Here is a 23,380-nt window from a genome sequence, read left to right as displayed (position 1 = left end):
GGGGGCGACCCCGCACCCGCACCCCCGCCCACCCCCACAGCCGCCGCTCCCGCGCCCCCGGAGAAGCCGCCCACGATGGCCCCCGGGCCGGCGGGCCGCACCCCGGTCTTCGAGCGGAGACCGACGGGCGGGGACGCGGCCGGCCGAGCGGCGGAGAAGGTGGTGGCGCTGACGTTCGACGCGGACATGACGGCCGATCAGGGCCGCCGGGCGGCCTCCGGCGAGCGTTTCGACAACCCGGAGCTGGTCGCACTGCTGCGCCGGCTGAAGGTGCCCTCCACCTTCTTCATGACCGGGCGCTGGGCCGAGGAGTACCCGTCCCAGGCGAAGGCCATCGGCACGGACCCGCTGTTCGAGATCGCCAACCACTCCTACAGCCACTACGCCTTCAGCTCCCCCTGCTACGGCCTGCCGGTGGTCGAGAAGGCCGCGATGGCCCGCGAGGTGGAGCGGGCCTTCACGGCGTTCCGGGAGGCGGGGGCACGGAACGTGGTGCCGTACTTCCGTTTCCCCGGCGGGTGTTACGACGACACGGCGCTGCGCGCGCTGGCCCCGGCGAACGTGACGGCCGTGCAGTGGGACGTGGTCAGCGGCGACGCCTTCGCCACGGACGCGGACGCGGTGGCCGAGCAGGTGATGGACGGAGTGCGGCCGGGCTCCCTCGTGGTGATGCACTGCACCCGCAGCGCGGCCCCGGCCACCGAGGCGGCCGTACGCCGGATCGTGCCGGAACTGCGCGAGCGCGGCTACCGCTTCGTGAAGGTGTCGGAGCTGATGGAGGACGACAGGCCCTGAGCGCGGTGTCGACTCGTGCGGGCCGGGCGGTCCCGGCGCGTCGCACGGTCCCGGCGGCTCGGACGGTCCCGGCGGTCCCGGCGGCTCCGGGCGGCTCCGACAGCTCCGACGATTCGGGCGGCTCCGGCAGCTCCGCGGCTCGGGCGGTCCCCGGCTCGGGCGACTCCGGCGGCCCCCGCGGCGCTCCCGGGAAATCCAGGTGCGACCGCGCCCAACAGGCCCATACCCTCGGCGAACAGCACATTCCCCTCGGAGGAGCCGACCCCTTGCAGGCCGCGGTAACCGTCACCCCCGCCCAGATCCCGGACCTTCTTCTGGGCCTCGCCACCGTCCGCCCGGTGTTCCTCTGGGGCGCCCCCGGCATCGGGAAGTCCTCCCTGGTGAGGAAGTTCGCCGAATCCCTGGGCCTGGAGTGCGTCAGCCTGCTGGGCACACAGCTCGCCCCCGAGGACCTGATCGGCGTGCCGCAGATCCGCGACGGCCGCTCCGTGTTCTGCCCGCCGGAGGCCATCGCCCGCGACGAGCCGTACTGCCTCTTCCTGGACGAGCTGAACGCCGCGACCCCGGACGTGCAGAAGGCCTTCTACTCGCTCATCCTCGACCGCCGGATCGGCAGCTACGAGCTCCCGGCGGGCTCGATCGTGATCGGAGCCGGCAACCGCGCCACCGACAACGCCCTGGCACGCCCCATCGCCTCCGCACTCGTCAACCGCCTCACCCACGTCCACCTGCGTGCCTCCGCCACCGACTGGCTGGTGTGGGCGGGCGAGAACGGCATCCACCCCTGGGTGGTGGACTACCTCGCCGACCGTCCCGACCACCTGTGGTCGCAGCCGCCCAAGACCGAGGAGCCGTTCTCCACGCCCCGCTCCTGGCACATGCTCTCCGACGCGCTGCACTCCTTCGGGCCGGCGCTGGAGGAGGAGACACTGAAGATCGTGGCCCACGGGACGCTGACCCCCGCACACGCCGTGTCCTTCTGCGGGTACGCCAAGATCGTGCGACACACCTACGGCATCGAGGCGATCATCAAGGGAGACGCCTCCTGGCCGCGCCGCGTCGAGGACCGCGACCTGCTCTACTACCTCGCCGAGGCGTTCCGCGGACGGCTCGTCAAGGAGCTCCCGGCCCAGCGCGAGCACGCCTCGGCCGCCGTGCGCGAGACCTCTTACCGCGCCAAGTCGCTGCTCGTCCAGCTCGCCGAGATATCCGTCGAGGTCGCCCAGACCGTCATCGCCGAGGACGCCGACGGCCACCCGGTGCTGCCCGCCTGGTTCCTGGTGGAGGCCGCCCGCGACATGCCACGCCTGGTCGAGGCACGGCGTTGAGCCGGTCCCGCAAGCAGAGCGAGGGCCGCCCCGACCCGGCCGCCGAGGCCTTCGCCGCCGGCACCGCCCTGGTGCGCCGCAACCCCGCGCTCTCCGCCGTCGACGCCGACTTCGTCCGCGCCAAGGGCAACGCCGACGCCCCCGGCCAGGGCCTCGTCCGGGCGGACTCCAACGGGCGGGTGCACGTCCACCCCACCCGCCGGGCCGAACCCGGCGAGTGGGCCTGGGCGCTCGCCCATGCCCTCCTCCACCTGGGCTTCGGCCACCTCCCCGCCGCCAAGGAGCCCCGCGTACAGCCCGACCGCTTCGCCCTCGCCGCCCGCTGCACCGTCGTCAACCGCTTCCTCGCCACCTTCCCCATCGGCACCGCCCCCGACCACCTCCCCGAGAGCTACCCCGACGGCGACGAGGAACAGCTCGCCGCCCGCTGGCGCAAGACCGGCGTCCCGGCCGCCTACGAGCGGTGCGGCACCGCTGACGGCGAACCCGACCAGCTCCTGGTCCCGTGGCCGCACCACGAAACCACCCTGCCCGACCGGCAACTCGCCTTCGCGTACGCCCTGACCCGTACGGTCTCCGCCGCGATGGACGTCGCGGGCGGCCGCCGGGACCGGCTCACCGGTGAGCGCGTCGCCCAGGCCCCCTGGGACCGCGCCCTCAACTGGTTCGTCTCCTCCTACCCGTTGCTCGGCGGCCTCGCGGCCGGACTGACCGTCGTCGCCGACGCCGAACTCGCCCGCGCGCACGCCATCTCCGTGGCCGCCGTGGACGCCGCCGCCGGTGAGATCTACATCAACCCGCTCAAGCGGTTCACCGACGAGGAGTGGCGGTTCGTCCTCGCCCACGAGATGCTGCACGCCGCCCTGCGCCACGGCGGGCGCCGCGGCGCCCGCGATCCCTATCTCTTCAACGTCGCCGCCGACTACGTCATCAACGGCTGGCTGGTGGAGATGGGCGTCGGCGCGATGCCCGAAGGGCTGCTGTACGACCCCGAGTTGAAGGGCCTGTCGACCGAGGAGGTGTACGACCGGATCGCCACCGGGCTGCGGCGCGGCCGGCGCCTCGCGACCCTGCGCGGAAAGGGCACCGGGGACATCCTGGGCGAACCCCTGCCCGGCCGGACCGCCGACCCCGTCGACCTCGACGCGTTCTACCGGCGCGCCCTCGTCCAGGGCCACCAGCTGCACACCGACCGACAGCGCGGCCTGCTGCCGGCCGGACTGGTCCAGGAGATCCGCGCCCTCGCCCACCCACCCGTCCCGTGGGATGCCCGGCTGGCCCGCTGGTTCGACGAGTTCGTGCCCCGGCCCGAGCCGGTACGCAGCTACTCCCGGCCCGCCCGGCGCCAGGCCTCGACCCCCGACATCCCGCGCGCGGGCCGCTGCTTCCCGCCCGAGGAGGTCGCCCGCTGCACCTTCGGCGTCGTCCTGGACACCTCGGGCTCGATGTCCGGCCGGCTCCTCGCCAAGGCGCTGGGCGCGATCGCCTCCTACGCCGAGGCCCGCGACGTGCCGGCCGCCCGCGTGGTGTTCTGCGACGCCGCCGCCTACGACGCCGGTTACCTGGCGCCGACGGAGATCGCCGGGCGGGTACGGGTCAGGGGGCGCGGCGGCACGGTCCTGCAACCCGGCGTCGACCTGCTGCAACGGGCCGACGACTTCCCGCCGACGGCCCCGGTCCTGGTGATCACCGACGGCTGGTGCGACGTGCTCCGGGTCCGCCGCGAGCACGCGTACCTGATCCCGGAGGGCGCGGGGCTGCCGTTCACCCCGCGCGGACCGGTCTTCCGGGTGCGCTGAGCGACGGCGTCACGCACAGGTTCCTCGCGGCTCGGCCGCCCCTCCGACCGGCCCTCCCCCGGTTCGGCCCTCCCCCGGTTCGGCCTCCTAGCCGGAGCAGGCCGTGCGACCCGCCTCCTGCCAGGCGCAGACCGGGCAGAGCGTGGCGCCCTTCGTCGACTCCGGGTACTCGGTCGGCTCGCGGCACAGCACGCACTCGGCGTACGGAGGGCCTTGGGCGGCATCGCCCGGCGGGGGCGGCGCGATCGGCCCCGGGGTCTCGCAGTACGTGCCGTCCGCGTCCGTGTCGGTGTCCACGCCCACGAGCCTACTCACCCGCGCCGGGCGGCGGTCCGGCAGACGAGGAACGCCACCGCCGCGGCGAGGACCACCGCCCCCAGCAGAGGCAGGGCGAGCGGCTGGACCGTCCCGGTCCGCGACCCCGTGACGAGGGCGGTGACGGCCAGGCGCGCCGGGGACCCGGCGGTCACGAGGGCGAGGAGCGACCCGAGCACGGCCGCCGCGACGGACCAGCCCCGGCGGAGCGGCACCGGACGGGTGCTCAGCGCTCCCACGGCCGCGCCCATCAGCACGCAGCACAGGACGGCGAGCAGTCCGGCGAGCGCGGCGGCCTGCCGGGAGACCGTGCGCGCCCCGTCGTCGGTGACCGGGTCGCTGATGAGCAGGACGACGGCGGTGGTCACCACGGCGAGCGCCGCCGCACAGCCCGCGGCGGTGAGCAGCGCGGCCAGGTGGGCCCGCCGGGGCCCCGCGGCGGCCGAGACCACCGTCCGGGCGGCGGGCGGCTCCTGGGCCACGCAGAGGTGTACGGCCCACGCGGTGACGGGCAGCACGGCGGCGGCCACGACGCCGAGCGAGCCCAGCACGGGCTGCCCGCTCCGCACGCCGACGGCGAGGACGGCCGCGTACAGCAGGAGGGGCGCCAGCCACCGCTGGGAGCGGGCGAACAGGGCGGCCTGGTAGCGGAGGAGGGCGGTCACGGCGCTTCGGACACCTCGGAGGTATCGGGCGCCTCGGTGCTCCTGGTCCGTACGGACGCCCGGGGGGAGGCCTGCCCGAACGCCTCGGCCGGGCCGTGTGCCTCAGCCGGCCCGGAGGCCTCGGCCCGGGCGACCCGCCGGATGTGCCAGGGCGGACGGGCCGTGAGCAGGGCCGCCAGGAGCGCGTCGGAGTAGGGCGCGGGAACGGTGAGGCGTACGAGGCCGGGGGCCGCGCCGGCCGGCCGCTCCCGGACCGGGCCTCCCGGCAGCGCGGCGGGCAGCGGTGCGCCGGGCGGGCCCTCGGCCTCGACCAGGACACGGGGGCCGGCGACGGGGCCCGTCGGCGTCGGGGCCGTCGCCCGCTGGACCCCGCCTTCCCCGGTCCGCAGGGTGAGGTCCGCCGCCCCGGCCAGGCGTCGCGGGTCGTGGTCGACGAAGACGACGGTGGCGCCCGCCGCGACGCGCTCCGCCACGGCACGGTCCAGTTCGCCGCGGGCGGAGGTGTCGAGTCCGGTCCAGGCCTCGTCCAGGACCAGCAGATCCGGTTCGGCGAGCAGCGCCTGGGCGACGGCGACCTTCTGGCTGGTGCCCTTGGAGAGTTCGGCGAGCGGGGTACGGGCGTGGTCCGCCGCTCCGAACCGGGTCAGCCACTCCCCCGCCCGCACTTTCGCCTCGGCGCTCCGCAACCCGTGGATCCGGCCGAGGTGGACGAGGTAGCCGGTGGCGGTCAGGGGCAGCGCCGCCGGAAAGCGCTCGGGGACGTACGCGGTGCGGGCCCGGCGGCCGGTGATCCGCCCCTCGGCGGGAGCGTCGATCCCGGCGAGCAGCCGCAGCAGGGTGGACTTGCCCGCGCCGTTGCCCCCTTCGACCCGGATCAGCGTCCGCTCGGGCAGCGTGAGGTCGACCCCGCGCAGCACCCAGGCGCCGCGGAGGCCGTAACGGTGGCCCACGCCCTGGAGTTCCACGGTCAGTTGGAGGTCTTCTCCGGCCTGGCCTCGCTCGGCCGCACGATGACGAAACCCTCGCCCTGGAGCATCAGCTGGACGGCCTCGCCGGATCCGCCGCGCACCATGGAGCCGACGCTCTGCGAGCGGTTCAGGCTGGTCGTGAGCTGCTGGCTCCAGCCGACGACCGCGTCCGTGTCCACGTACACCGGCTGGGCGGCGGTCACGGGGATCACGATCGGGGTGCCCTCGCACATCAGGCCGAGCTTGCCGTAGCCCGTGAAGACGCTGTTGAAGAGGCCGCCGCCGACCATTCCGGCGCCCTTCACGGTCTTGATCTCGTAGGAGAGCGTGGGGTCGAAGCAGAGGACGTTGCGGCCGTTGATGGTGATGGAGTCGCCCTGGTCCAGCTCGACGATGAAGCAGTTCGCCGCCTCGTGCGCGAACCACGCCTCGCCCTGGCCCCGGACCGCCATGAGCGCCAGGCCCTCGCCGGTGACCGCGCGCTTGAGCATGCCGCCGATGCCCTGGCCCTTGCGCTCGAACTGGAGATTGCCGCGGAAGGCGATCATCGATCCCTGCCGGGCGTGCATCTCCCCGTTGACGGCGTACTTGATCGATTTGGCGTTCTGCAGGGTCATGCCGGGGGCGGTGGCCGGCTGGGCCAGGTGGTCGCTGGAAAAGAGATCGCTCTTCATGCGGAGCATCCTCACCCGGACCTGGTCGTTCCGCCAAGCAGGCGACCTTTCCGGCCTGGCAGACTGGGAAGGTGACCAGCCACAACGCCCCCGCCCCCGCCCCCGAGAGCCCGTTCCACGACGGCCCGGCCGACCGCGACCAGGCGCGGCAGTTCGTGCTGCCGCTCGTGCTCCACCTGGAGAAGACGGACCCGCCCGCCCGCACCGACGCGCTGCGCGCCGCCGCCCGTGCCGTGCTGACGATCCTCTCCGACGAGCGGTCCCTGGGCGACGGCGAGTGGTCGGGGGCGATGCGGGACTGGCAGGACGCCCGGATCCGCAAGGTCGTGCGCCGGGCGCGCGGCGCGGAGTGGCGCAAGGCCGCGGCGCTGGACGGCATCACGGTGACGGGCGAGGACGGGGCGGAGGTACGGGTGTTCCCGCCGATCCCGCTGGACGGCTGGCCCAAGGAGCTGGCCAAGCTCCAGGTGTCGGGCACCGAACTGGAGGATCCCGAGCCGCCCGCCGCGCCCGATCTCTCCGGCCCGGTCCTGTGGCTCAACCCGGAGTTGGACATGTCGGCGGGCAAGACGATGGCGCAGGCGGGACACGCGGCGCAGCTCGCCTGGTGGGAGCTGTCCGACACCGGGCGCGAGGCGTGGCGCGAGGCCGGGTTCCCGCTCGCCGTCGCCACCCCGGGCGCGGAGCGCTGGCGGGAGCTGACGGTGAGCGGGCTGCCGGTGGTGCGCGACGCGGGGTTCACCGAGATCGCCCCGGGGTCCTGCACGGTGGTCGCCGACCACCCGGCGCTGCGTCGCCGCGCCGGGAACGGCTGAGGCCGATGCCCTGACGGGCCGGCGGCCCGGGAACCTCAGATATAGCTCTGAACGTCCCTCCGGTCGGGTTCGTCGCCGCGTGACGGGGTCATGACCCCTGAACAGAACGAGGTGAGCAGGGGGACGGGGGAAACACCATGGAACTGGGCATCGGCATCGGCTGGCGGCCGGAGATCGCGGACGAGGTGGAGGCGCTGGCGGGGATCGACTGGGTCGAGGCCGTCGCGGAGAACCTCTGCGCCGGCCATCTCCCGGACTCCCTGGTACGGCTCCGGGAGCGTGGCGTGCGGGTCGTGCCGCACGGGGTGGCGCTCGGGCTGGGCGGCGCCGACCGCCCGGACCCCGGGCGCCTCGCCTCCCTCGCGGCGCGCGCCGAGCTGCTGGGGTCGCCGCTGGTGACCGAGCACATCGCGTTCGTACGGGCCGGGGGGCCGCTGACCGCGTCGCCGAGGCTGGAGGCGGGGCATCTGCTGCCGGTGCCGCGCACCTGGGACGCGCTGGACGTGCTGTGCGAGAACGTGCGGATCGCGCAGGACTCGCTGCCGGTGCCGCTCGCCCTGGAGAACATCGCGGCGCTGATCACCTGGCCGGACGAGGAGCTGACCGAGGGGCGGTTCCTGGCGGAGCTGGTCGAGCGGACCGGGGTGCGGCTGCTGATCGACGTGGCCAACCTGCACACCAACCACGTCAACCTGGGCCAGGACCCGGCGAAGGCGCTGGACGAGCTGCCGGTGGAGGCCATCGCGTACGTCCATGTGGCGGGCGGGGTCGAGAGGAACGGCGTCTGGCACGACACGCACGCCCACCCGGTGACCGCTCCGGTCCTTCAGGTGCTGGCCGAACTCCGCTCCCGGGTCGACCCGCCGGGCGTGCTGCTGGAGCGCGACGACGCCTTCCCGCCGGCCGCGGAGCTGGCGGGCGAACTGGACGCGATCCGGGCGACGCTGTGGCAGGCGGCTCCCCCGGCCGACCCGCGTGCCACGGCCGGGGACGCGGCACGCGACGGGTGCGGCGGTGGCATCGGGGACGGCAAGGGGGGCCGTGCGCCCGCGGTCCCCGTGCCGGCCGGAACCCGCGACCGTACCGCCGTCGCGCAGACCGCGCTGCTCTCCGCGCTGGTGGCGGGAACGCCGGCGCCCGAGGGGTTCGACCGCCGGCGGCTGCGGGTGCAGAGCCGGGCGCTGGCCGCCAAGCGCGCCGACGTCGTGGCCAAGGTCGCGCCGGAGCTGCCGGAGATCCTCGGCGAGGGCTATCGCGCCGCGTTCCTCGCGTACGCGGGCAGCCGCCCGATGTCCGGCGGGTACCGGCGCGACGCCCTGGACTTCGCGGAGCATGTGCTCATCGCGGGCGGTCCCGCCGATCCGGTGGCGCGGCGCCGGCTGACGTACTGGCGGCGGGACCGGTCGGGAGCCCGGCCCCCTCGCCGTGCCACCCGGCTGGTCCGGGCGGCCCGTGCCGCCCTCGTGGGGAAGTGAACGCCCTGAACGTGCCCGCTCCGCCGGCGACCCCGGGCCCACCCGGTGCGGCGGCGGATCGAGCAGCGGGGGCTCCAGCCCGGGAGGCTCCCGTGGGGGCGGCGGCTCCTGAACGGGGCCCGGCGTCCCGGCATCCGACCGCCCATCGGGGTCATGGCCCCGGACATGCCCGGCCGGTGCTGGACATCACGTCCCGCGTGCCCGACCATCCCTCTCCGCATCCGCAGAGAGGCACCGCGCGTGAGAACTGCTGCGCTGTACACATCGATCGGCTCCCTGGTCCTGTCCGCCCTGGCCGCCGCCCCCGCGGACGCCCGGGAGGGCCGGGGCTCCGACGAGGCCCGGGGCACGGCGATCGCCGCCGCCCGGGCCACGGCCGCCGGGATCGATTTCGTCTCCTGCCCGGAGAAGGAGATGCTCCCGGACTCCCTGAAGTGCGGCACGGTGAAAGTGCCCCTCGACTACGCCGAACCGGACGGGAAACAGCTCGAACTGACCGTGAGTCGCACCGGGGCCACCGGCCCGGCCGACGGCCGGCAGGGCGCGTTCGTCTACAACCCGGGCGGCCCCGGAGCGTCCAGCATCACCTTCCCGATGGCCGGCGAGCTGCCGGAGTGGAAGGAGATCGCCGAGGCGTACGACCTGGTCGGCTACGCCCCGCGCGGGGTGAACGGCTCCTCCGCCCCGCTGACCTGCCAGGACCCCGCCGCGTACACGAAGGGCCCGACCGACGCGCCGACCCACCCGACGCGGGAGCACAAGGAGCGGCGGGTCGCCCGCGCGAAGGCGTACGCGGAGGGCTGCGCTCAGCACGCGGGCGACACGCTGCGGCACTACACGTCGCTGAACAACGCCCGTGACCTGGACGTCCTGCGGGCCGCGCTCGGCGAGAAGCGGCTGACCTTCATGGGGGCGTCCTACGGGACGTACTTCGGCGCGCTGTACGCGACGCTGTTCCCCTCCCACGTACGGCGCATGGTCTTCGACTCGGTGGTCGACCCGGACCCGGAGCAGATCTGGTACCGCTCGAACATGGGTCAGTCGCTGGCCTTCGAGGCGCGGTGGGAGGACTTCCGCCGCTGGGTGGCCAAGCACGACGACGTCTATCACCTGGGGGACACACCCGAGTCGGTGCAGCGCCACTACGACGAGGTGCGCGCCGGGCTGGCGGTGGAGCCCGCGGGCGGCACGGTGGGGCCGGGGCAGCTGCACTCGGCGTTCCTGGGGGCCGGTTACTACGACGACTACTGGGCGATGCGGGCGACGGCGCTCTCCGAGTACGTCCGGGGCAACCCGGAGCCGCTGGTCGCGCAGGCCTCCCCCCGTGCGGTGGCGGCCAGGGACAACGAGAACGCGCAGGCGGTGTACACGGCCGTCGAGTGCAACGACGCGCCCTGGCCCGAGGACTTCGAGGTGTGGGACCGGGACCACACGGAACTGGCGCGCGTCGCGCCCTTCGAGACCTGGGACAACGCCTTCACGAACCTGCCGTGCGCCTTCTGGCCCGCGCCCCGGCAGCGGCCGATGGAGGTCGGGACGCGGTGGGGCGAGTTGCCGCCGGTGCTGATCCTGGCGGCGGAGCGGGACGCGGCGACCCCGTACAAGGGGGCGCTGGAGCTGCGGAAGCGGCTGCCCGGGTCGTCGCTGGTGACCGAGCGGGGCGCCGGGACGCACGGCGTCGGCGGGGCCGGGAACACCTGCGTCGACGACCATCTGCGCCGGTATCTGCTGACCGGTGAGGTGCCGGGGCGGGGTGCGGACTGCGCCGCGCGTCCGGAGCCGAACCCGGTGTCGCTGGACTGACCCTCCGGCGGGAGGTACGGAGCGGGGGCCGCCGCACCATCACGGTGCGACGGCCCCCGAAGCCGAACCCGGTGTCGCTGGAACGGCGGGCGGCACGATCGGTGCCCGGTGCCCGTCGTTCTGATCTTCCGGGTTGGGGTGGTGCGGGACTCGCTGGTTATGCGAGCCCGGCCACCAGGTCTGCGACGCTCTTCCTGCGGCCCGTGTAGAACGGGACCTCCTCGCGCACGTGGAGACGTGCCTCGGAGGCGCGCAGGTGACGCATCAGGTCGACGATGCGGTACAGCTCGTCCGCCTCGAAGGCCAGGACCCACTCGTAGTCGCCCAGCGAGAACGAGGCGACGGTGTTGGCGCGGACGTCCGGGTAGCCCCGGGCCATCTTGCCGTGGTCCGCGAGCATGCGGCGGCGGTCCTCGTCGGGCAGCAGGTACCAGTCGTAGGACCGGACGAAGGGGTAGACGCTGATGTAGTCGCGCGGCGTCTCGTCGGCGAGGAACGCCGGGACGTGGGACTTGTTGAACTCGGCCGGACGGTGCAGCGCCATGTTCGACCAGACCGGGTCGAGGGCGCGGCCGAGCTTGGTGCGCCTGAAGAGGTTGTACGCCTCCTGGAGCTCGTCCGAGGTCTCGGCGTGCCACCAGATCATGAGGTCGGCGTCGGCCCGCAGCCCGGACACGTCGTAGGTGCCGCGGACGGTGATGTCCTTGGCCGCGAGCTGGTCGAACAGCTCCTGGACCTCGTCGGCGTATCCCGCGCGGTCCAGCGGGAGCACGTCGCGCAGTTTGAAGACCGACCACAGGGTGTAGCGGATGACCTCGTTGAGGTCCTTGGCCTTCTTGCCGGCGTTCGGACTCTTGCTTGATGTCACAGTCTCAGGAGCACTCATACGGCTATTGTCCCGCCTCGCTCCCCGTGCCCCGAACCAGGGTCGACGTGGCGATGATCTCTCCCGCGATTTCCCCCTTCAGCTCCCCCGCGATCTCGTCGGCCGCCCGGCGCGCGCTGGCGATGCAGGCGGGGATGCCGACCCCGTCGTAGACCGCGCCGCAGACCCGCAGGGCGGGGAGCGCCGCGACCGCGTCGCGGATCCGGGCGACCCGGGCGAGGTGGCCGACCGGGTACTGCGGCAGGCCGCCGATCCAGCGGGTGACCTCGGAGTCCACGGGCCGGGCGGTGAGCCCGGTGGCCGCGGCGAGGTCGCGCAGGGAGGCGGCGACGAGTTCCGTGTCCTCGCGGTGCAGATGGTCCTCCTCGCCGTACCGGCCGACGGAGGTACGGAGCACGAACAGGTCGGGGGCGCTGTCCGCGACCCACTGCCACTTGTTGCTGGAGAACGTGGACGCCTTGATCGTGTGGCCGTCGACCGGCGGTACGAGGAAGCCGGAACGGCCGCGCAGGGCCTCGTGGCGTTCGATGTCGGCCCGCCGGAAGGCCAGGGTGACCAGGGCCATCGAGGCGTACTCGACGCCGGACAGCTCGGCGGACGCGGCGGGTGACTCGGCGGCCAGCAGTGTGCCGGCGGACCAGGCGGGGGTGGCCAGGACGATGCCGTCGGCGGCGATCGTCCGGGCGTCGGTGCGGACGGCCCAGCCCGATTCCGTACGGGTCAGGCCGAGGACGGGGGTCCGGTCGAGGATCTCGCCCCCGCCGGCCCGGACGGCGTCGGCGACGGCGGTCGGGAGGGTGCCGATGCCGCCCTCGATGCCCTGGAAGACGGGCCCGGTCCGCTGCCGGGCGGCGGCCCGCTCCTGGACGCGGCGTACGCCCTCCAGCAGCGGCCCGCCCTCCCGCACCGCCTCGAAGAGCCGGGGGACGGCGGCGCGCATCGAGATCCGGTAGGCGTCACCGGCGTAGACGCCGCCGAGGAGGGGCTCGACCAGCCGGTCCACGACCTCGCGGCCCAGCCGGTCGGCGACGTACGCGCCGACCGCCACGTCGTCGCCGACGGCGGTCGGGGTGAGGTCGCGCTCCTCGGCGATCCGGGCCAGCCCCTCGGGGGACAGCACCGCACCGAGCACCGCCGGATCACCGGGGACGCCCATCACGTGCCCCTTGGGCATGGGGCGCAGCGCGTCGCGCGTCCACAGCGAGGCGGTGGCGGTGGCGGGTGGCTGGAGCCGGTCGGCGAGGCCCACCTCGCGGGCCAGGGCGACCGCTTCGGGGCGCCGGGCGAGCATCGACTCGGCCCCCAGGTCGACCTGGACGCCCGCGACCTCGCCGGTCATGAGCTTCCCGCCGAGCCGGTCCGTCGCCTCCAGGAGGGTGACCCGCAGTCCGTTGGCGACCAGGTGATGGGCGGCCGCCAGACCGGCGATGCCACCGCCGATGACGACGACGTGGCCCGGGGGCGTTTCCGCACGCTGTTGAGAACGCTGCATGGGTCCACTCTCTCAAACCCGTGCCGCGTCCTGACCGTGACCACTTCGAAACCGCTGTCCGGCAACCGGGCCCGGGGCGGACGCGTCGAACCGGCACCATCAACCACCGTCCTGGGGGGACCAGTTATGGAATGGAACAGCAGAACCGATCGATCGCTCGCGCGCGGGCGGGCGGCGCTCGTGGCCGGGGTGCTCGGCCTCCTGCTCGCCGTCGGCGGCTGCGGGGCGACGGGCGACGCGTCGGACAGCGGCGCGAAGGCGGCGGACGGCAAGAACGCCTCCGAGGGGCGCGCCGACGGACAGGCCGGGGCGGGAGCCGCGGACGAGGGCGGGGCCGCGTCGTCGGACGGGAAGCAGGCGGACGGAAAGCGGGCGGACGGGAAGCCGTCCGGGGCGAAGGCGGCGGCGACGCATGTCATCCGCACGGCCGCTCTGTCCGTCGAGGTGAGGAGCGTCCCGAAGGCCGTCGCCGCCGCGCGCGCCGCGGCGGAGGGCGCGGGCGGGCTGGTGGCGACGGAGAGGACCGAGCGGCTGGACGACACGCACGAGACCTCGCACCTGGTGGTGCGGGTGCCGCAGGACCGGTTCCAGGAGGTGCTGCGGGAGCTGGCCGGCTCCGGGAAGCTGCTGTCGCGCACCTCGAACGCGAAGGACGTCACCGACCAGGTGGTCGACGTGGACAGCCGGATCGCCACGCAGCGCGCGAGCGTGGCGCGGGTGCGGGAGCTGATGGACCGGGCGGAGAGGATCAGCGATGTGGTGGCCCTGGAAGGCGAGCTGAGCAGCCGTCAGTCCGATCTGGAGTCGCTGCTCGCCCAGCGATCGAGCCTGAAGGACCGCACCTCGCTGGCGACGATCACCCTGGACCTGACGCCGCCGGACGCCCCGGAGGAGGACGGGCGGGAGGAGGAGACCGGGTTCCTGGACGCGTTGGGCGGCGGCTGGGACGCGTTCGTGACGATGCTGCGGTGGATCGCGGTGGCGTTCGGGGCCGCGTTCCCGTTCCTGGTCACCGGGGCCCTGGCGCTGCTGGTGCGGCGGGTGCTGCGTGCCCGGCGGGCCGCCCGCGAGGTCCCGGCGGTGGGCCGGGCGGAGGCGGAGGGCACCCCGGCCCCCTGACCGCCGTAGCGTGGGGTCCCTGATTCGGCGAAAGGGGCCCGGCATGGCAGCGGAGCGACTGGTGGTCATCGGCGGTGACGCGGCGGGCATGTCCGCCGCGTCACAGGCCCGCAGGCTGAAGGGGGCGGACGCGCTGGAGATCGTGGCCTTCGAGCGCTCCCGCTTCACCTCGTACTCCGCGTGCGGGATCCCGTACTGGGTGAGCGGTGACGTCGGGGCGCGCGACGACCTGATCGCCCGCACCGCCGATGAGCACCGGGAGCGGGACATCGATCTGCGGATGCGGACCGAGGTGACGGAACTCGACGTGCCCGGGCGGCGGGTGAAGGCGCTGGACCGGGAGAGCGGGAAGACGTACTGGACGGGCTACGACAAACTCGTGATCGCCACCGGGGCCCGCCCGGTACGCCCGGCGCTGCCCGGTATGGACGCGCCGGGGGTGCACGGGGTGCAGACCCTGGGCGACGGGCAGGCGCTGCTGGACTCGCTGGACGCCCTGGGCTCCGACGAGGGGCGGCGGGCGGTCGTGGTGGGCGCGGGCTACATCGGCGTCGAGATGGCCGAGGCGATGCTCAAGAGGGGCTTCGAGGTGACCGTCCTCAACCGGGGCGAGCAGCCGATGGCGACGCTCGACCCGGACATGGGGCGGCTCGTCCACGAGGCGATGGACGGGCTGGGCATCACCACGGTCAACGGGGCCGCCGTGACCGAGATCCTCACCGGTCCGGACGGCCGGGTGAACGGGGTGGCGACGGACGCGGGGAGGTATCCGGCGGACGTGGTGGTCCTCGGCATCGGCGTGGAGCCGGAGACGGCGCTGGCGCGCGGGGCGGGGCTGCCGGTGGGCCCGCACGGCGGGCTGCTGACCGATCTGGCGATGCGGGTGGTGGGCCACGAGAACATCTGGGCGGGCGGCGACTGCGTGGAGGTCCTGGACCTGGTGGCGGGCCGCACCCGGCACATCGCGCTGGGCACGCACGCCAACAAGCACGGCCAGGTGATCGGTTCCAACGTCGGGGGCGGCTACGGCACGTTCCCGGGCGTGGTCGGTACGGCGGTGAGCAAGGTCTGCGACCTGGAGATCGCCCGGACCGGGCTGCGGGAGAAGGACGCCCGCGCGGTCGGGCTGCGCTACGTCACGGCGACCATCGAGTCGACGCAGCGGGCGGGCTACTACCCGGGGGCGAGGCCGATGACGGTGAAGATGATCGCGGAACACCGTACGGGCCGGCTGCTCGGGGTGCAGATCGTCGGCCGTGAGGGGTCGGCGAAGCGGGTGGACGTGGCGGCGGTGGCGCTGACGGCCGGGATGACGGTGGAGCAGATGACGGCGCTCGACCTGGGCTACGCCCCGCCGTTCTCACCGGTCTGGGACCCGGTGCTGGTGGCCGCCCGCAAGACGGTGACGGCGGTGCGGGGCGCGGGCGGCTGACGGGGGGTCCCGGGGGTTGAAAACCCCCGGGACACGCCTGCCGTCAGCGCGCGGTCTGCTCGTGCACGTACTGGACGAGCCGGGTCAGCGCGTCCGGGTCCATGTTCGGCATGACGCCGTGGCCCAGGTTGAAGATGTGGCCCTCCAGTCCGGCGGCGGCGTCCAGCACCTCGCGGGTCTTCTCCTCGACGGCCGGGGCCGGCGCGAACAGCACCGCCGGGTCGAGGTTGCCCTGGAGGGCCTTGCCGGGGCCGACGCGGCGGGCGGCCTCGTCCAGCGGGACCCGCCAGTCGACGCCGACGACGTCCGCGCCGGCCTCGCCCATCAGGCCGAGGAGTTCGCCGGTGCCGACGCCGAAGTGGATGCGGGGGACGCCGTAGGGGGCGACGGCGTCGAAGACCTTCGCGGAGGCGGGCAGCACCGCGCGGCGGTAGTCGGCGGGGGCCAGCGCGCCGACCCAGGAGTCGAAGAGCTGGACGGCGGACGCGCCGGCCTCGATCTGCACCTTGAGGAAGGCTCCGGTGATCTCCGCGAGCCGGTCGACGAGGTCGGCCCAGAGCCGCGGGTCGCCGTACATCATGGCCTTGGTGCGCTCGTGGTTGCGCGAGGGGCCGCCCTCGACGAGGTAGCTGGCCAGGGTGAAAGGAGCCCCGGCGAAGCCGATGAGCGGCGTGGCGCCCAGCTCGGCGGTGAGCATCCCGATGGCCTCGGTGACGTACGGGACGTCCTCGGGGGTCAGGTCGCGCAGCCGGGCCAGGTCGGCGCGGGTGCGGATCGGCTCGGCGATGACGGGGCCGACGCCGGGCTTGATGTCGAGGTCGATGCCGATGGCCTTCAGGGGCACGACGATGTCACTGAAGTAGATCGCGGCGTCGACCTTGTGGCGGCGTACGGGCTGCAGGGTGATCTCGGCGACCAGCTCCGGCATCATGCAGGAGTCGAGCATCGCGATGCCCTCGCGGACCTTCAGGTACTCGGGCAGCGAGCGCCCCGCCTGGCGCATGAACCAGACCGGCGTGTGCGGGACGGGTTCGCGGCGGCAGGCCCGCAGGAACGCCGAGTCGTGGGTGGCGTGGCGGACCGCGTCGAGGCTGGCGGAGGTCGTCGTCTGCTGGCCCGAAGGGCTGTCGTTGGCACTCACGCACAGAATCTTCGCACGCGCGCCGAAGGAGCCCGGCCCCGCACGGGTGTCTCTCCCTGCGCGCGGCCCGGCTTCCGCCTACTCTTCCCCGCATGGCTCCGGCTCAGGGACAATTTTCCGATCATTCCGATGGCGTTGAAAGCAAGGACCGCGCGGAGGGTCCTCCGGTGCCGCCCGCGTTCCTGGCGGCGGTCGACGCGCTGCGGTCCGCGCGCCTGCGCCCGGAGCTGGAGGTGGAGGTGACCAGGCCGCCGCAGCGCCTCGCTCCGCACGCGTACGCGCTGGAGGCGGCGGTGGTGGACGGCGAGGACGATCTCGCGGACGGCAGGTTGGTCCTGCTGCACGATCCGGCGGGACACGACGCCTGGCAGGGCGCGTTCCGGCTGGTGACGCTGGTCCGGGCGGAGCTGGAGCCGGAGATGGCGGCGGACCCGCTGCTCCCGGAGGTGTGCTGGTCCTGGCTGACGGGTGCGCTGGACGCGCGGGGACTCTCGTACGGAGAGGCCGGGGGCACGGTGACGCGCGCCGGATCGCACTACTTCGGCGCGCTGTCCACGCGCCGTCCGGCGACACAGATCGAGATCCGGGCCTCCTGGACGCCGAGGGAGTCGCGCGGCGGGGTGCCGGACACGGCGTCGCACCTGATGGCCTGGGGCGATCTGCTGTGCCAGATCGCGGGGCTGCCGCCGTCGGATCCGGCGGACGCGGCGGTGGTGACGTTGCCGCAGCGGCGCGGCCCGCAGGTTTAGTAACACTCCGTCACCCGTTTCGCACACGCACCGGCTCTCTTTTCGTACAATCGATCGCGCGTCCTATTTGCCCGAATTGTTACTCATCAAATCGCGATCTTCCCCTAAAGGAGGACGGGTCCGCTGCCGAAGAGGTCAATGACCCTTCAAGCACGGTTCGCCCCCCGGCCGCACCCCGAGCCGGCCCGTCCCGCCACTCCCCCAGGAGGCCTGGTGTCCGTTCTCCTCGAGCAGCCCGCAAGCCTGGTCGCCTACCGCCCGAACAAGCCGACGGCCATGGTCGTCGTGGCCGACCCGCGCGTCCGTTCCACCGTCACCCGCCATCTGTGGGCCCTCGGAGTACGTGACGTCATCGAAGCGTCGTCCATCGCGGAGGCACGCCCCCGCGTCGGCAACCCGCGCGACATCTGCATTGCCGACGTCCACCTGCCCGACGGTTCCGGGCTGACCCTGCTGTCCGAGACCCGCGCCGCAGGCTGGCCCAACGGTCTCGCCCTCTCCGCCGCCGACGACATCGGCGCCGTTCGCAACGCCCTCGCGGGCGGCGTGAAGGGCTACGTCGTCACCGGCACCCGAACCAACATCGGCCACCCCACCCGCCCCGGCGTCGCCCCCATCGGCGCCAACGCCGCCCGTATGCACCGCAGGCCCCCCGGTTCCCCGAGCCACCCGGGCGGCTACCGCGAACTGTCCGGACGGGAGGTGGAGGTGCTCCGCCTGGTCGCCGAGGGCCAGTCCAACAAGGCCATCGGCGTCTCGATGGGCCTCTCCGCCCTGACCGTCAAGTCCCACCTCGCCCGCATCGCCCGCAAGCTCGGCACCGGAGACCGCGCCGGAATGGTCGCGGTCGCCCTGCGGACGGGCATCATCCACTGACCGCACCCCGCCGGGACGTGCACCGATGCGTCTCCGGCTGGAATACGCGCATGGCAGCCCGTCGACGGAACGTTCCGTCGACGGGCTCCGCGCATACACAGATACCCTTGACACGTGACCGACGCCCAAGAGACCGCAGCAGCCACTTCACTGCGAACCACCGGGGGCGCCCCCCCGGACGACGTCGCCCCGGCGCCGATCCCCTTGCTCGAACCGCGCGAGGGCGTTCCCCCGGTGGTGACGTCCGACGACGCCCTCGCCGGAGTGATCGCGGCCTTCGCCGCGGGCACCGGCCCGGTGGCCGTCGACGCCGAGCGCGCCTCGGGGTACCGCTACGGCCAGCGCGCCTACCTCGTACAGCTGCGCCGCGAGGGCGCGGGCAGCGCTCTGGTCGACCCGGTCGGCTGTCCCGACCTCTCCGGCCTCGGCTCCGCGCTGTCCGACACGGAGTGGATCCTGCACGCGGCGACCCAGGACCTGCCGTGCCTGCGGGACATAGGCATGACCCCCACCTCCCTGTTCGACACCGAGCTGGCCGGACGGCTCGCGGGATTCCCGCGCGTCGGCCTCGGCGCGATGGTGGAGAACGTGCTCGGATACGCCCTGGAGAAGGGCCACTCCGCCGTCGACTGGTCCACCCGCCCGCTGCCCGAGCCCTGGCTGCGCTACGCCGCGCTCGACGTGGAGCTCCTGATCGACCTGCGCGACGCGCTGGAGGAGGAGCTGGAGCGGCAGGGGAAGCTGGAGTGGGCCCGGGAGGAGTTCGACGCCATCGCCGCCGCGCCGCCGGCCCCGCCCCGCAAGGACCCCTGGCGGCGTACGTCGGGCATGCACAAGGTGCGCCGCCGCCGTCAGATGGCTGTGGTCCGGGAGCTGTGGACCACCCGTGACCAGGTCGCCCAGCGCCGCGACGTCTCCCCGGGCAAGGTGCTCGGCGACGCCGCGATCGTCGAGGCCGCGCTCGCGCTGCCGGTCGATGTGCAGGCCCTGACCGCGCTGCCGGGATTCGGCCACCGCATGGGACGCCGTCAGCTGGAGCAGTGGCAGGCGGCCGTGGAGCGGGCCAGGGCGCTGCCCGAGTCGGAGCTGCCGCAGCCCGGTCAGCAGCCGGCCGGACCGCCTCCCCCGCGCTCCTGGGCCGACAAGGACCCGGCCGCCGCCGCCCGGCTCTCGGCCGCCCGTACCGGCGTCTCCGAGCTGGCCGAGCGCCTCCACATGCCCCAGGAGAACCTGATCACCCCGGACACCGTGCGCCGGATCTGCTGGGAGCCGCCGAAGACCCCGACCCCGGGCGCCGTCGAGGACGCCCTCGCCGGGTACGGGGCGCGGAACTGGCAGATCCAGCAGGTCGCCCCGCTCCTGGTGCGGGCCCTGGACGCCTCCTGATTCCGTTACCCAGCGGACACCCTCGGTCACCGGCCGGGGGTTTTCCGCGTTTCGGGCCCTGTACACGGACCGAACCGATGGTCGAAATCACGCCAGGTTCAGGGCCCTTCCCTCCGGCGTCCGGCGGCGTCGACGGCCCACCACGGGGAGCCGGGACGCTGTGACCTTCGACGCTCCGGCCGCGAGGGGTGGGCAGTACGGTTACCCGCAAGTAGCATGAGGGCAGGCGGTGCGCCCCCGTGGCGTGCCCCGCAGCAGTGCCATCCCGCACCCTGGAGGAGAGCCACCGTGCCTCGTACCATCCGGGACGTCGTCTTCGTCGACGGCGTCCGCACCCCGTTCGGCAAAGCGGGCCCGAAGGGCATCTACCACGAGACCCGCGCCGACGACCTCGTCGTGAAGGCCATCCGGGAGCTGCTGCGCCGCAACCCGGACCTGGACCCCAAGAAGATCGACGAGGTCGCCATCGCCGCGACCACGCAGATCGGGGACCAGGGCCTCACGCTGGGCCGTACCGCCGGAATCCTGGCCGGTCTGCCGCAGTCCGTCCCGGGCTACTCGATCGACCGCATGTGCGCGGGCGCGCTGACCGCCGTCACCTCGACGGCCGGGTCCATCGCGTTCGGCGCGTACGACGTCGTCGTGGCCGGTGGCGTGGAGCACATGGGCCGCCACCCGATGGGCGAGGGCGTCGACCCGAACCCGCGCTTCGTGTCGGAGAAACTGGTCGACGAGTCCGCCCTGTTCATGGGCATGACGGCGGAGAACCTGCACGACCGCTACCCCACGATCACCAAGGAGCGCGCCGACGCCTACGCGGTGCGTTCGCAGGAGAAGGCCGCCAAGGCGTACGCCAACGGCAAGATCCAGCAGGACCTGGTGCCGGTCTCGGTGCGCCGCACCAACGCCGAAGCCGGTGAGACGGGCTGGGGCCTGGTCACCGCCGACGAGCCGATGCGCCCGGGCACCACCATGGAGTCCCTCGCGGGCCTCAAGACCCCCTTCCGCGCCCACGGCCGCGTGACGGCCGGTAACGCCGCGGGTCTCAACGACGGCGCCACCGCCTCGCTGCTCGCCGCCGAGGACGTCGCCCGCGAGCTGGGCCTCCCGGTCAAGATGCGCCTGGTCTCGTACGCCTTCGCGGGCGTCGAGCCGGAGGTCATGGGTTACGGCCCGATCCCGGCGACCGAGAAGGCGCTGGCCCAGGCCGGTCTGTCCATCGAGGACATCGGTCTCTTCGAGATCAACGAGGCCTTCGCCGTGCAGGTGCTCGCCTTCCTGGAGCACTACGGCATCGCCGACGACGACGCCCGCGTCAACCAGTACGGCGGCGCGATCGCCTACGGTCACCCGCTGGCCTCCTCCGGTGTCCGGCTCATGACGCAGCTGGCCCGGCAGTTCGAGGAGCAGCCCGAGGTCCGCTACGGCCTGACCACCATGTGCGTCGGCTTCGGCATGGGCGCCACGGTCGTCTGGGAAAACCCGCACTTCAACGCTGACGGAGGCGACAAGTGAGCTCCACCACTGAGCTTCTGAAGGGTGCGGCCGAGCTGTTCCCCGGCGAGGTCGTCACCCAGGCGCACGTACGCCACCTGGACCTGCCGTTCGGCGCGGGGCGGTTCGCGCTCATCACGCTGGACAACGGCCTGGACCACACCAAGCCGACCACCTTCGGACCGCAGTCGCTGGCGAACCTGAACGCCGCGATCGACCAGGTCGAGAAGGAGGCCGCCGAGGGCACCATCACCGGTGTCGGCATCACCGGCAAGCCGTTCATCTTCGCGGTCGGCGCCGACCTCAAGGGTGTCGAGCTGCTGAGCCGTCACGAGGACGCGCTGGCCATCGGCAAGGGCGGCCACGACGTCTTCCGCCGCCTCTCCGGTCTCGCGGTCCCGACGTTCGCGTACTACAACGGCGCGGCCATGGGCGGCGGTGTCGAGGTCGGTCTGCACTGCACCTACCGCACCGTCTCCAAGGCGCTGCCGGCGTTCTCGCTGCCCGAGGTCTTCCTCGGCCTGGTTCCCGGCTGGGGCGGCTGCGCGCTGCTCCCGAACCTGATCGGCGCGGACCGCGCGGTCTCGGTGATCATCGAGAACTCGCTGAACCAGAACCGTCAGCTCAAGGGCAAGCAGGTCTTCGAACTCGGCATCGCGGACGCGCTGTTCGAGGGTGCGGACTTCCTGGAGCAGTCGCTGGTCTGGACCGCGAACGTGCTCAAGGGCACGGTCACGCCTCAGCGCGCCGAGGTCGACCGCGGTGAGGCCTGGGACCAGGCCGTCGCGCGTGGCCGGGCCATCGCCGACTCCAAGGTGCACGGCGCGGCCCCCGCCGCGTACCGCGCGCTGGACATCATCGCGGCGGCGAAGGACGGCGACCTGAGCGCCGGCTTCGACGCCGAGGACCAGGCGCTGGCGGACCTGATCATGGGCGGCGAGCTGCGCAGCGGCATCTACGCCTTCAACCTGGTCCAGAAGCGCGCCAAGCGCCCGGCCGGCGCCCCGGACAAGAACCTGGCCCGCCCGGTCACCAAGGTCGGCGTCGTGGGCGCGGGGCTGATGGCCTCGCAGCTGGCGCTGCTCTTCCTGCGCCGCCTGGAGGTCCCGGTCGTCCTCACGGACATCGACCAGGAGCGCGTCGACAAGGGTGTGGGCTACGTCCACGCCGAGATCGAGAAGCTGCTCGGCAAGGGCCGCATCAACCAGGACAAGGCCAACCGCCTCAAGGGCCTGGTCTCCGGTGTCCTCGACAAGGCCGAGGGCTTCGCGGACGCGGACTTCATCATCGAGGCCGTCTTCGAGGAGATCGGCGTCAAGCAGCAGGTGTTCGCGGAGGTCGAGGCGGTCGCCCCGGCGCACGCGATCCTCGCCACCAACACCTCCTCGCTGTCGGTGACCGAGATGGCGTCGAAGCTGAAGAACCCCGAGCGGGTCGTCGGCTTCCACTTCTTCAACCCGGTCGCGATCCTCCCGCTGCTGGAGATCGTCCGCGGCGAGCAGACCGACGACGCCTCCCTGGCGACGGCGTTCGGCGTGGCCCGCAAGCTGAAGAAGACCGCGGTCCTGGTGAAGGACGCCCCGGCGTTCGTCGTCAACCGCATCCTCACCCGCTTCATGGGCGAGATCCAGAACGTCATCGACGAGGGCACCCCGGTCGAGGTCGCGGAGAAGGCCGTCGAGCCGCTCGGCCTGCCGATGTCCCCGCTGGTGCTCCTGGAGCTGGTCGGCCCGGCCATCGGCCTGCACGTCTCGGAGACCCTGAACCGCGCCTTCCCCGAGCGCTTCACCGTCTCCGAGAACCTCGCGGCGGTCGTGAAGGCCGGCAAGCGCGGCTTCTACGTCCACGACTCCGGCGCCCCGGTCCTGGACCCCGAGGTCGCGGCGCTCCTCAAGCAGGGCGACACCGTCCTCACCGAGGAGCAGACCCGCGACCGCGTGCTCGACGCGGTGGCGCAGGAGATCGGCCTGATGCTGGACGAGGGCGTCGTCGCCGAGGCCCAGGACATCGACCTGTGCCTGATCACCGGCGCGGGCTGGCCCTTCCACCTGGGCGGCATCACGCCGTACCTGGACCGTGAGGGCGTCTCCCAGCGGGTGAACGGCAAGCCGTTCCTGGAGCGGGGCGTGGCGAGCGTGCCGGCCTAGGGAGGCACGAGGACGCACCAG

General features: G+C 73.5%; 20 protein-coding genes. 13 read left to right on the top strand and 7 right to left on the bottom strand.

The window, feature by feature from the left end; all coding sequences use genetic code 11:
- The first annotated feature begins 75 nt into the window (after positions 1 to 75).
- The 3 genes from PSQ21_RS29590 (at position 76) to PSQ21_RS29580 (ending at position 3,922) form a co-directional block, all read left to right on the top strand.
- Entirely contained in the window at positions 76 to 795 is a 720-nt protein-coding gene (locus PSQ21_RS29590) for a polysaccharide deacetylase family protein (protein WP_274036003.1), read from the top strand.
- A 266-nt stretch (positions 796 to 1,061) separates the two neighbouring features.
- Positions 1,062 to 2,123 carry an ATP-binding protein gene (locus PSQ21_RS29585; RefSeq protein WP_274034361.1) on the top strand — a complete coding sequence of 354 codons (1,062 nt, stop codon included), beginning with the start codon at positions 1,062 to 1,064 and terminating at the stop codon, positions 2,121 to 2,123.
- A complete protein-coding gene (locus tag PSQ21_RS29580; protein ID WP_274034360.1) occupies positions 2,120 to 3,922 on the top strand; it encodes a vWA domain-containing protein in 1,803 nt (600 codons plus the stop codon). The genes PSQ21_RS29585 and PSQ21_RS29580 overlap by 4 nt, the downstream gene beginning before the upstream one ends.
- Positions 3,923 to 4,009: 87 nt before the next feature.
- Here PSQ21_RS29580 and PSQ21_RS29575 read toward each other — a convergent pair whose 3' ends face one another.
- From PSQ21_RS29575 to PSQ21_RS29560, 4 genes are read right to left on the bottom strand one after another with little or no spacing between them, the layout of a single operon-like run.
- On the bottom strand, positions 4,010 to 4,225 hold the full coding sequence (locus tag PSQ21_RS29575) for a hypothetical protein (protein WP_274034359.1): 216 nt from the start codon (positions 4,223 to 4,225) through the stop codon (positions 4,010 to 4,012).
- A gap of 8 nt (positions 4,226 to 4,233) precedes the next feature.
- Positions 4,234 to 4,902: an ABC transporter gene (locus PSQ21_RS29570; RefSeq protein ID WP_274034358.1), complete on the bottom strand. Its 669-nt coding sequence runs from the start codon at positions 4,900 to 4,902 to the stop codon at positions 4,234 to 4,236.
- Positions 4,899 to 5,867, bottom strand: a complete 969-nt coding sequence (locus PSQ21_RS29565) for an ATP-binding cassette domain-containing protein (protein ID WP_274034357.1) — start codon at positions 5,865 to 5,867, stop codon at positions 4,899 to 4,901. The genes PSQ21_RS29570 and PSQ21_RS29565 overlap by 4 nt, the downstream gene beginning before the upstream one ends.
- 2 nt (positions 5,868 to 5,869) lie before the next feature.
- The gene (locus PSQ21_RS29560) at positions 5,870 to 6,544 is read right to left on the bottom strand and encodes an AIM24 family protein (RefSeq protein ID WP_274034356.1); all 675 of its coding nucleotides are present in this window, start codon (positions 6,542 to 6,544) and stop codon (positions 5,870 to 5,872) included.
- Between the two features lie 71 nt (positions 6,545 to 6,615).
- Here PSQ21_RS29560 and PSQ21_RS29555 point away from each other — a divergent pair, with 71 nt between their 5' ends.
- From PSQ21_RS29555 to PSQ21_RS29545, 3 genes are all read left to right on the top strand, one after another.
- Positions 6,616 to 7,359, top strand: a complete 744-nt coding sequence (locus PSQ21_RS29555; RefSeq protein ID WP_274034355.1) for a peptidyl-tRNA hydrolase — start codon at positions 6,616 to 6,618, stop codon at positions 7,357 to 7,359.
- 137 nt (positions 7,360 to 7,496) lie between these two features.
- Entirely contained in the window at positions 7,497 to 8,834 is a 1,338-nt protein-coding gene (locus tag PSQ21_RS29550) for a DUF692 domain-containing protein (RefSeq protein WP_274034354.1), read from the top strand.
- Between the two features lie 240 nt (positions 8,835 to 9,074).
- The gene (locus PSQ21_RS29545; protein ID WP_274034353.1) at positions 9,075 to 10,637 is read left to right on the top strand and encodes an alpha/beta hydrolase; all 1,563 of its coding nucleotides are present in this window, start codon (positions 9,075 to 9,077) and stop codon (positions 10,635 to 10,637) included.
- Positions 10,638 to 10,794: 157 nt separating this feature from the next.
- Here the strand turns inward: PSQ21_RS29545 and hemQ are convergent, their stop codons facing one another.
- Both hemQ and hemG read right to left on the bottom strand, forming a co-directional pair.
- Positions 10,795 to 11,523 (bottom strand): hydrogen peroxide-dependent heme synthase, encoded by a 729-nt coding sequence (gene hemQ / locus PSQ21_RS29540; protein ID WP_026290345.1) that lies wholly within the window; start codon positions 11,521 to 11,523, stop codon positions 10,795 to 10,797.
- A gap of 4 nt (positions 11,524 to 11,527) precedes the next feature.
- A complete protein-coding gene (gene hemG, locus PSQ21_RS29535) occupies positions 11,528 to 13,015 on the bottom strand; it encodes a protoporphyrinogen oxidase (protein WP_274034352.1) in 1,488 nt (495 codons plus the stop codon).
- Between the two features lie 126 nt (positions 13,016 to 13,141).
- Between hemG and PSQ21_RS29530 the strand changes: the two genes are divergently transcribed.
- Together PSQ21_RS29530 and PSQ21_RS29525 are read left to right on the top strand one after the other, a co-directional pair.
- Positions 13,142 to 14,134: a DUF4349 domain-containing protein gene (locus tag PSQ21_RS29530; protein ID WP_274034351.1), complete on the top strand. Its 993-nt coding sequence runs from the start codon at positions 13,142 to 13,144 to the stop codon at positions 14,132 to 14,134.
- 43 nt (positions 14,135 to 14,177) lie between these two features.
- Entirely contained in the window at positions 14,178 to 15,566 is a 1,389-nt protein-coding gene (locus PSQ21_RS29525; protein ID WP_274034350.1) for an FAD-dependent oxidoreductase, read from the top strand.
- Between the two features lie 43 nt (positions 15,567 to 15,609).
- Here PSQ21_RS29525 and hemE read toward each other — a convergent pair whose 3' ends face one another.
- Complete coding sequence (hemE, locus tag PSQ21_RS29520) at positions 15,610 to 16,707, bottom strand: uroporphyrinogen decarboxylase (RefSeq protein ID WP_274034349.1); 1,098 nt, start codon at positions 16,705 to 16,707, stop codon at positions 15,610 to 15,612.
- A gap of 92 nt (positions 16,708 to 16,799) precedes the next feature.
- Between hemE and PSQ21_RS29515 the strand changes: the two genes are divergently transcribed.
- The 5 genes from PSQ21_RS29515 to PSQ21_RS29495 all read left to right on the top strand — a co-directional run bounded on the left by PSQ21_RS29515 (position 16,800) and on the right by PSQ21_RS29495 (position 23,359).
- Positions 16,800 to 17,456 (top strand): DUF3000 domain-containing protein, encoded by a 657-nt coding sequence (locus PSQ21_RS29515; RefSeq protein WP_274034348.1) that lies wholly within the window; start codon positions 16,800 to 16,802, stop codon positions 17,454 to 17,456.
- Positions 17,457 to 17,669: 213 nt separating this feature from the next.
- A complete protein-coding gene (locus tag PSQ21_RS29510) occupies positions 17,670 to 18,332 on the top strand; it encodes a response regulator transcription factor (RefSeq protein WP_003965521.1) in 663 nt (220 codons plus the stop codon).
- 114 nt (positions 18,333 to 18,446) lie between these two features.
- Positions 18,447 to 19,718, top strand: coding sequence for a ribonuclease D (locus PSQ21_RS29505; protein ID WP_274034347.1), 1,272 nt, complete (start codon positions 18,447 to 18,449; stop codon positions 19,716 to 19,718).
- Positions 19,719 to 20,006: 288 nt separating this feature from the next.
- A complete protein-coding gene (locus PSQ21_RS29500) occupies positions 20,007 to 21,233 on the top strand; it encodes a thiolase family protein (RefSeq protein WP_274034346.1) in 1,227 nt (408 codons plus the stop codon).
- Positions 21,230 to 23,359: a 3-hydroxyacyl-CoA dehydrogenase NAD-binding domain-containing protein gene (locus PSQ21_RS29495; protein ID WP_274034345.1), complete on the top strand. Its 2,130-nt coding sequence runs from the start codon at positions 21,230 to 21,232 to the stop codon at positions 23,357 to 23,359. Before PSQ21_RS29500 ends, PSQ21_RS29495 begins: the two co-directional genes overlap by 4 nt.
- The last annotated feature ends 21 nt before the right edge of the window (positions 23,360 to 23,380 follow it).

It is taken from the genome of Streptomyces sp. MMBL 11-1, assembly GCF_028622875.1.
In the GTDB taxonomy this organism is placed as follows: Bacteria; Actinomycetota; Actinomycetes; order Streptomycetales; family Streptomycetaceae; genus Streptomyces.
Note: the sequence above shows the minus strand (reverse complement) of the source record. Positions and strands in the feature narration are given on the sequence as shown.

Coding starts and splice junctions, on each gene's coding strand:
- PSQ21_RS29590 (WP_274036003.1), top strand. CDS start 76: ATGGCCCCCGGGCCGGCGGGCCGCACCCCGGTCTTCGAGCGGAGACCG.
- PSQ21_RS29560 (WP_274034356.1), bottom strand. CDS start 6,544: ATGAAGAGCGATCTCTTTTCCAGCGACCACCTGGCCCAGCCGGCCACC.
- PSQ21_RS29550 (WP_274034354.1), top strand. CDS start 7,497: ATGGAACTGGGCATCGGCATCGGCTGGCGGCCGGAGATCGCGGACGAG.
- hemQ (WP_026290345.1), bottom strand. CDS start 11,523: ATGAGTGCTCCTGAGACTGTGACATCAAGCAAGAGTCCGAACGCCGGC.
- hemG (WP_274034352.1), bottom strand. CDS start 13,015: ATGCAGCGTTCTCAACAGCGTGCGGAAACGCCCCCGGGCCACGTCGTC.
- PSQ21_RS29530 (WP_274034351.1), top strand. CDS start 13,142: ATGGAATGGAACAGCAGAACCGATCGATCGCTCGCGCGCGGGCGGGCG.
- PSQ21_RS29525 (WP_274034350.1), top strand. CDS start 14,178: ATGGCAGCGGAGCGACTGGTGGTCATCGGCGGTGACGCGGCGGGCATG.
- PSQ21_RS29515 (WP_274034348.1), top strand. CDS start 16,800: ATGGCTCCGGCTCAGGGACAATTTTCCGATCATTCCGATGGCGTTGAA.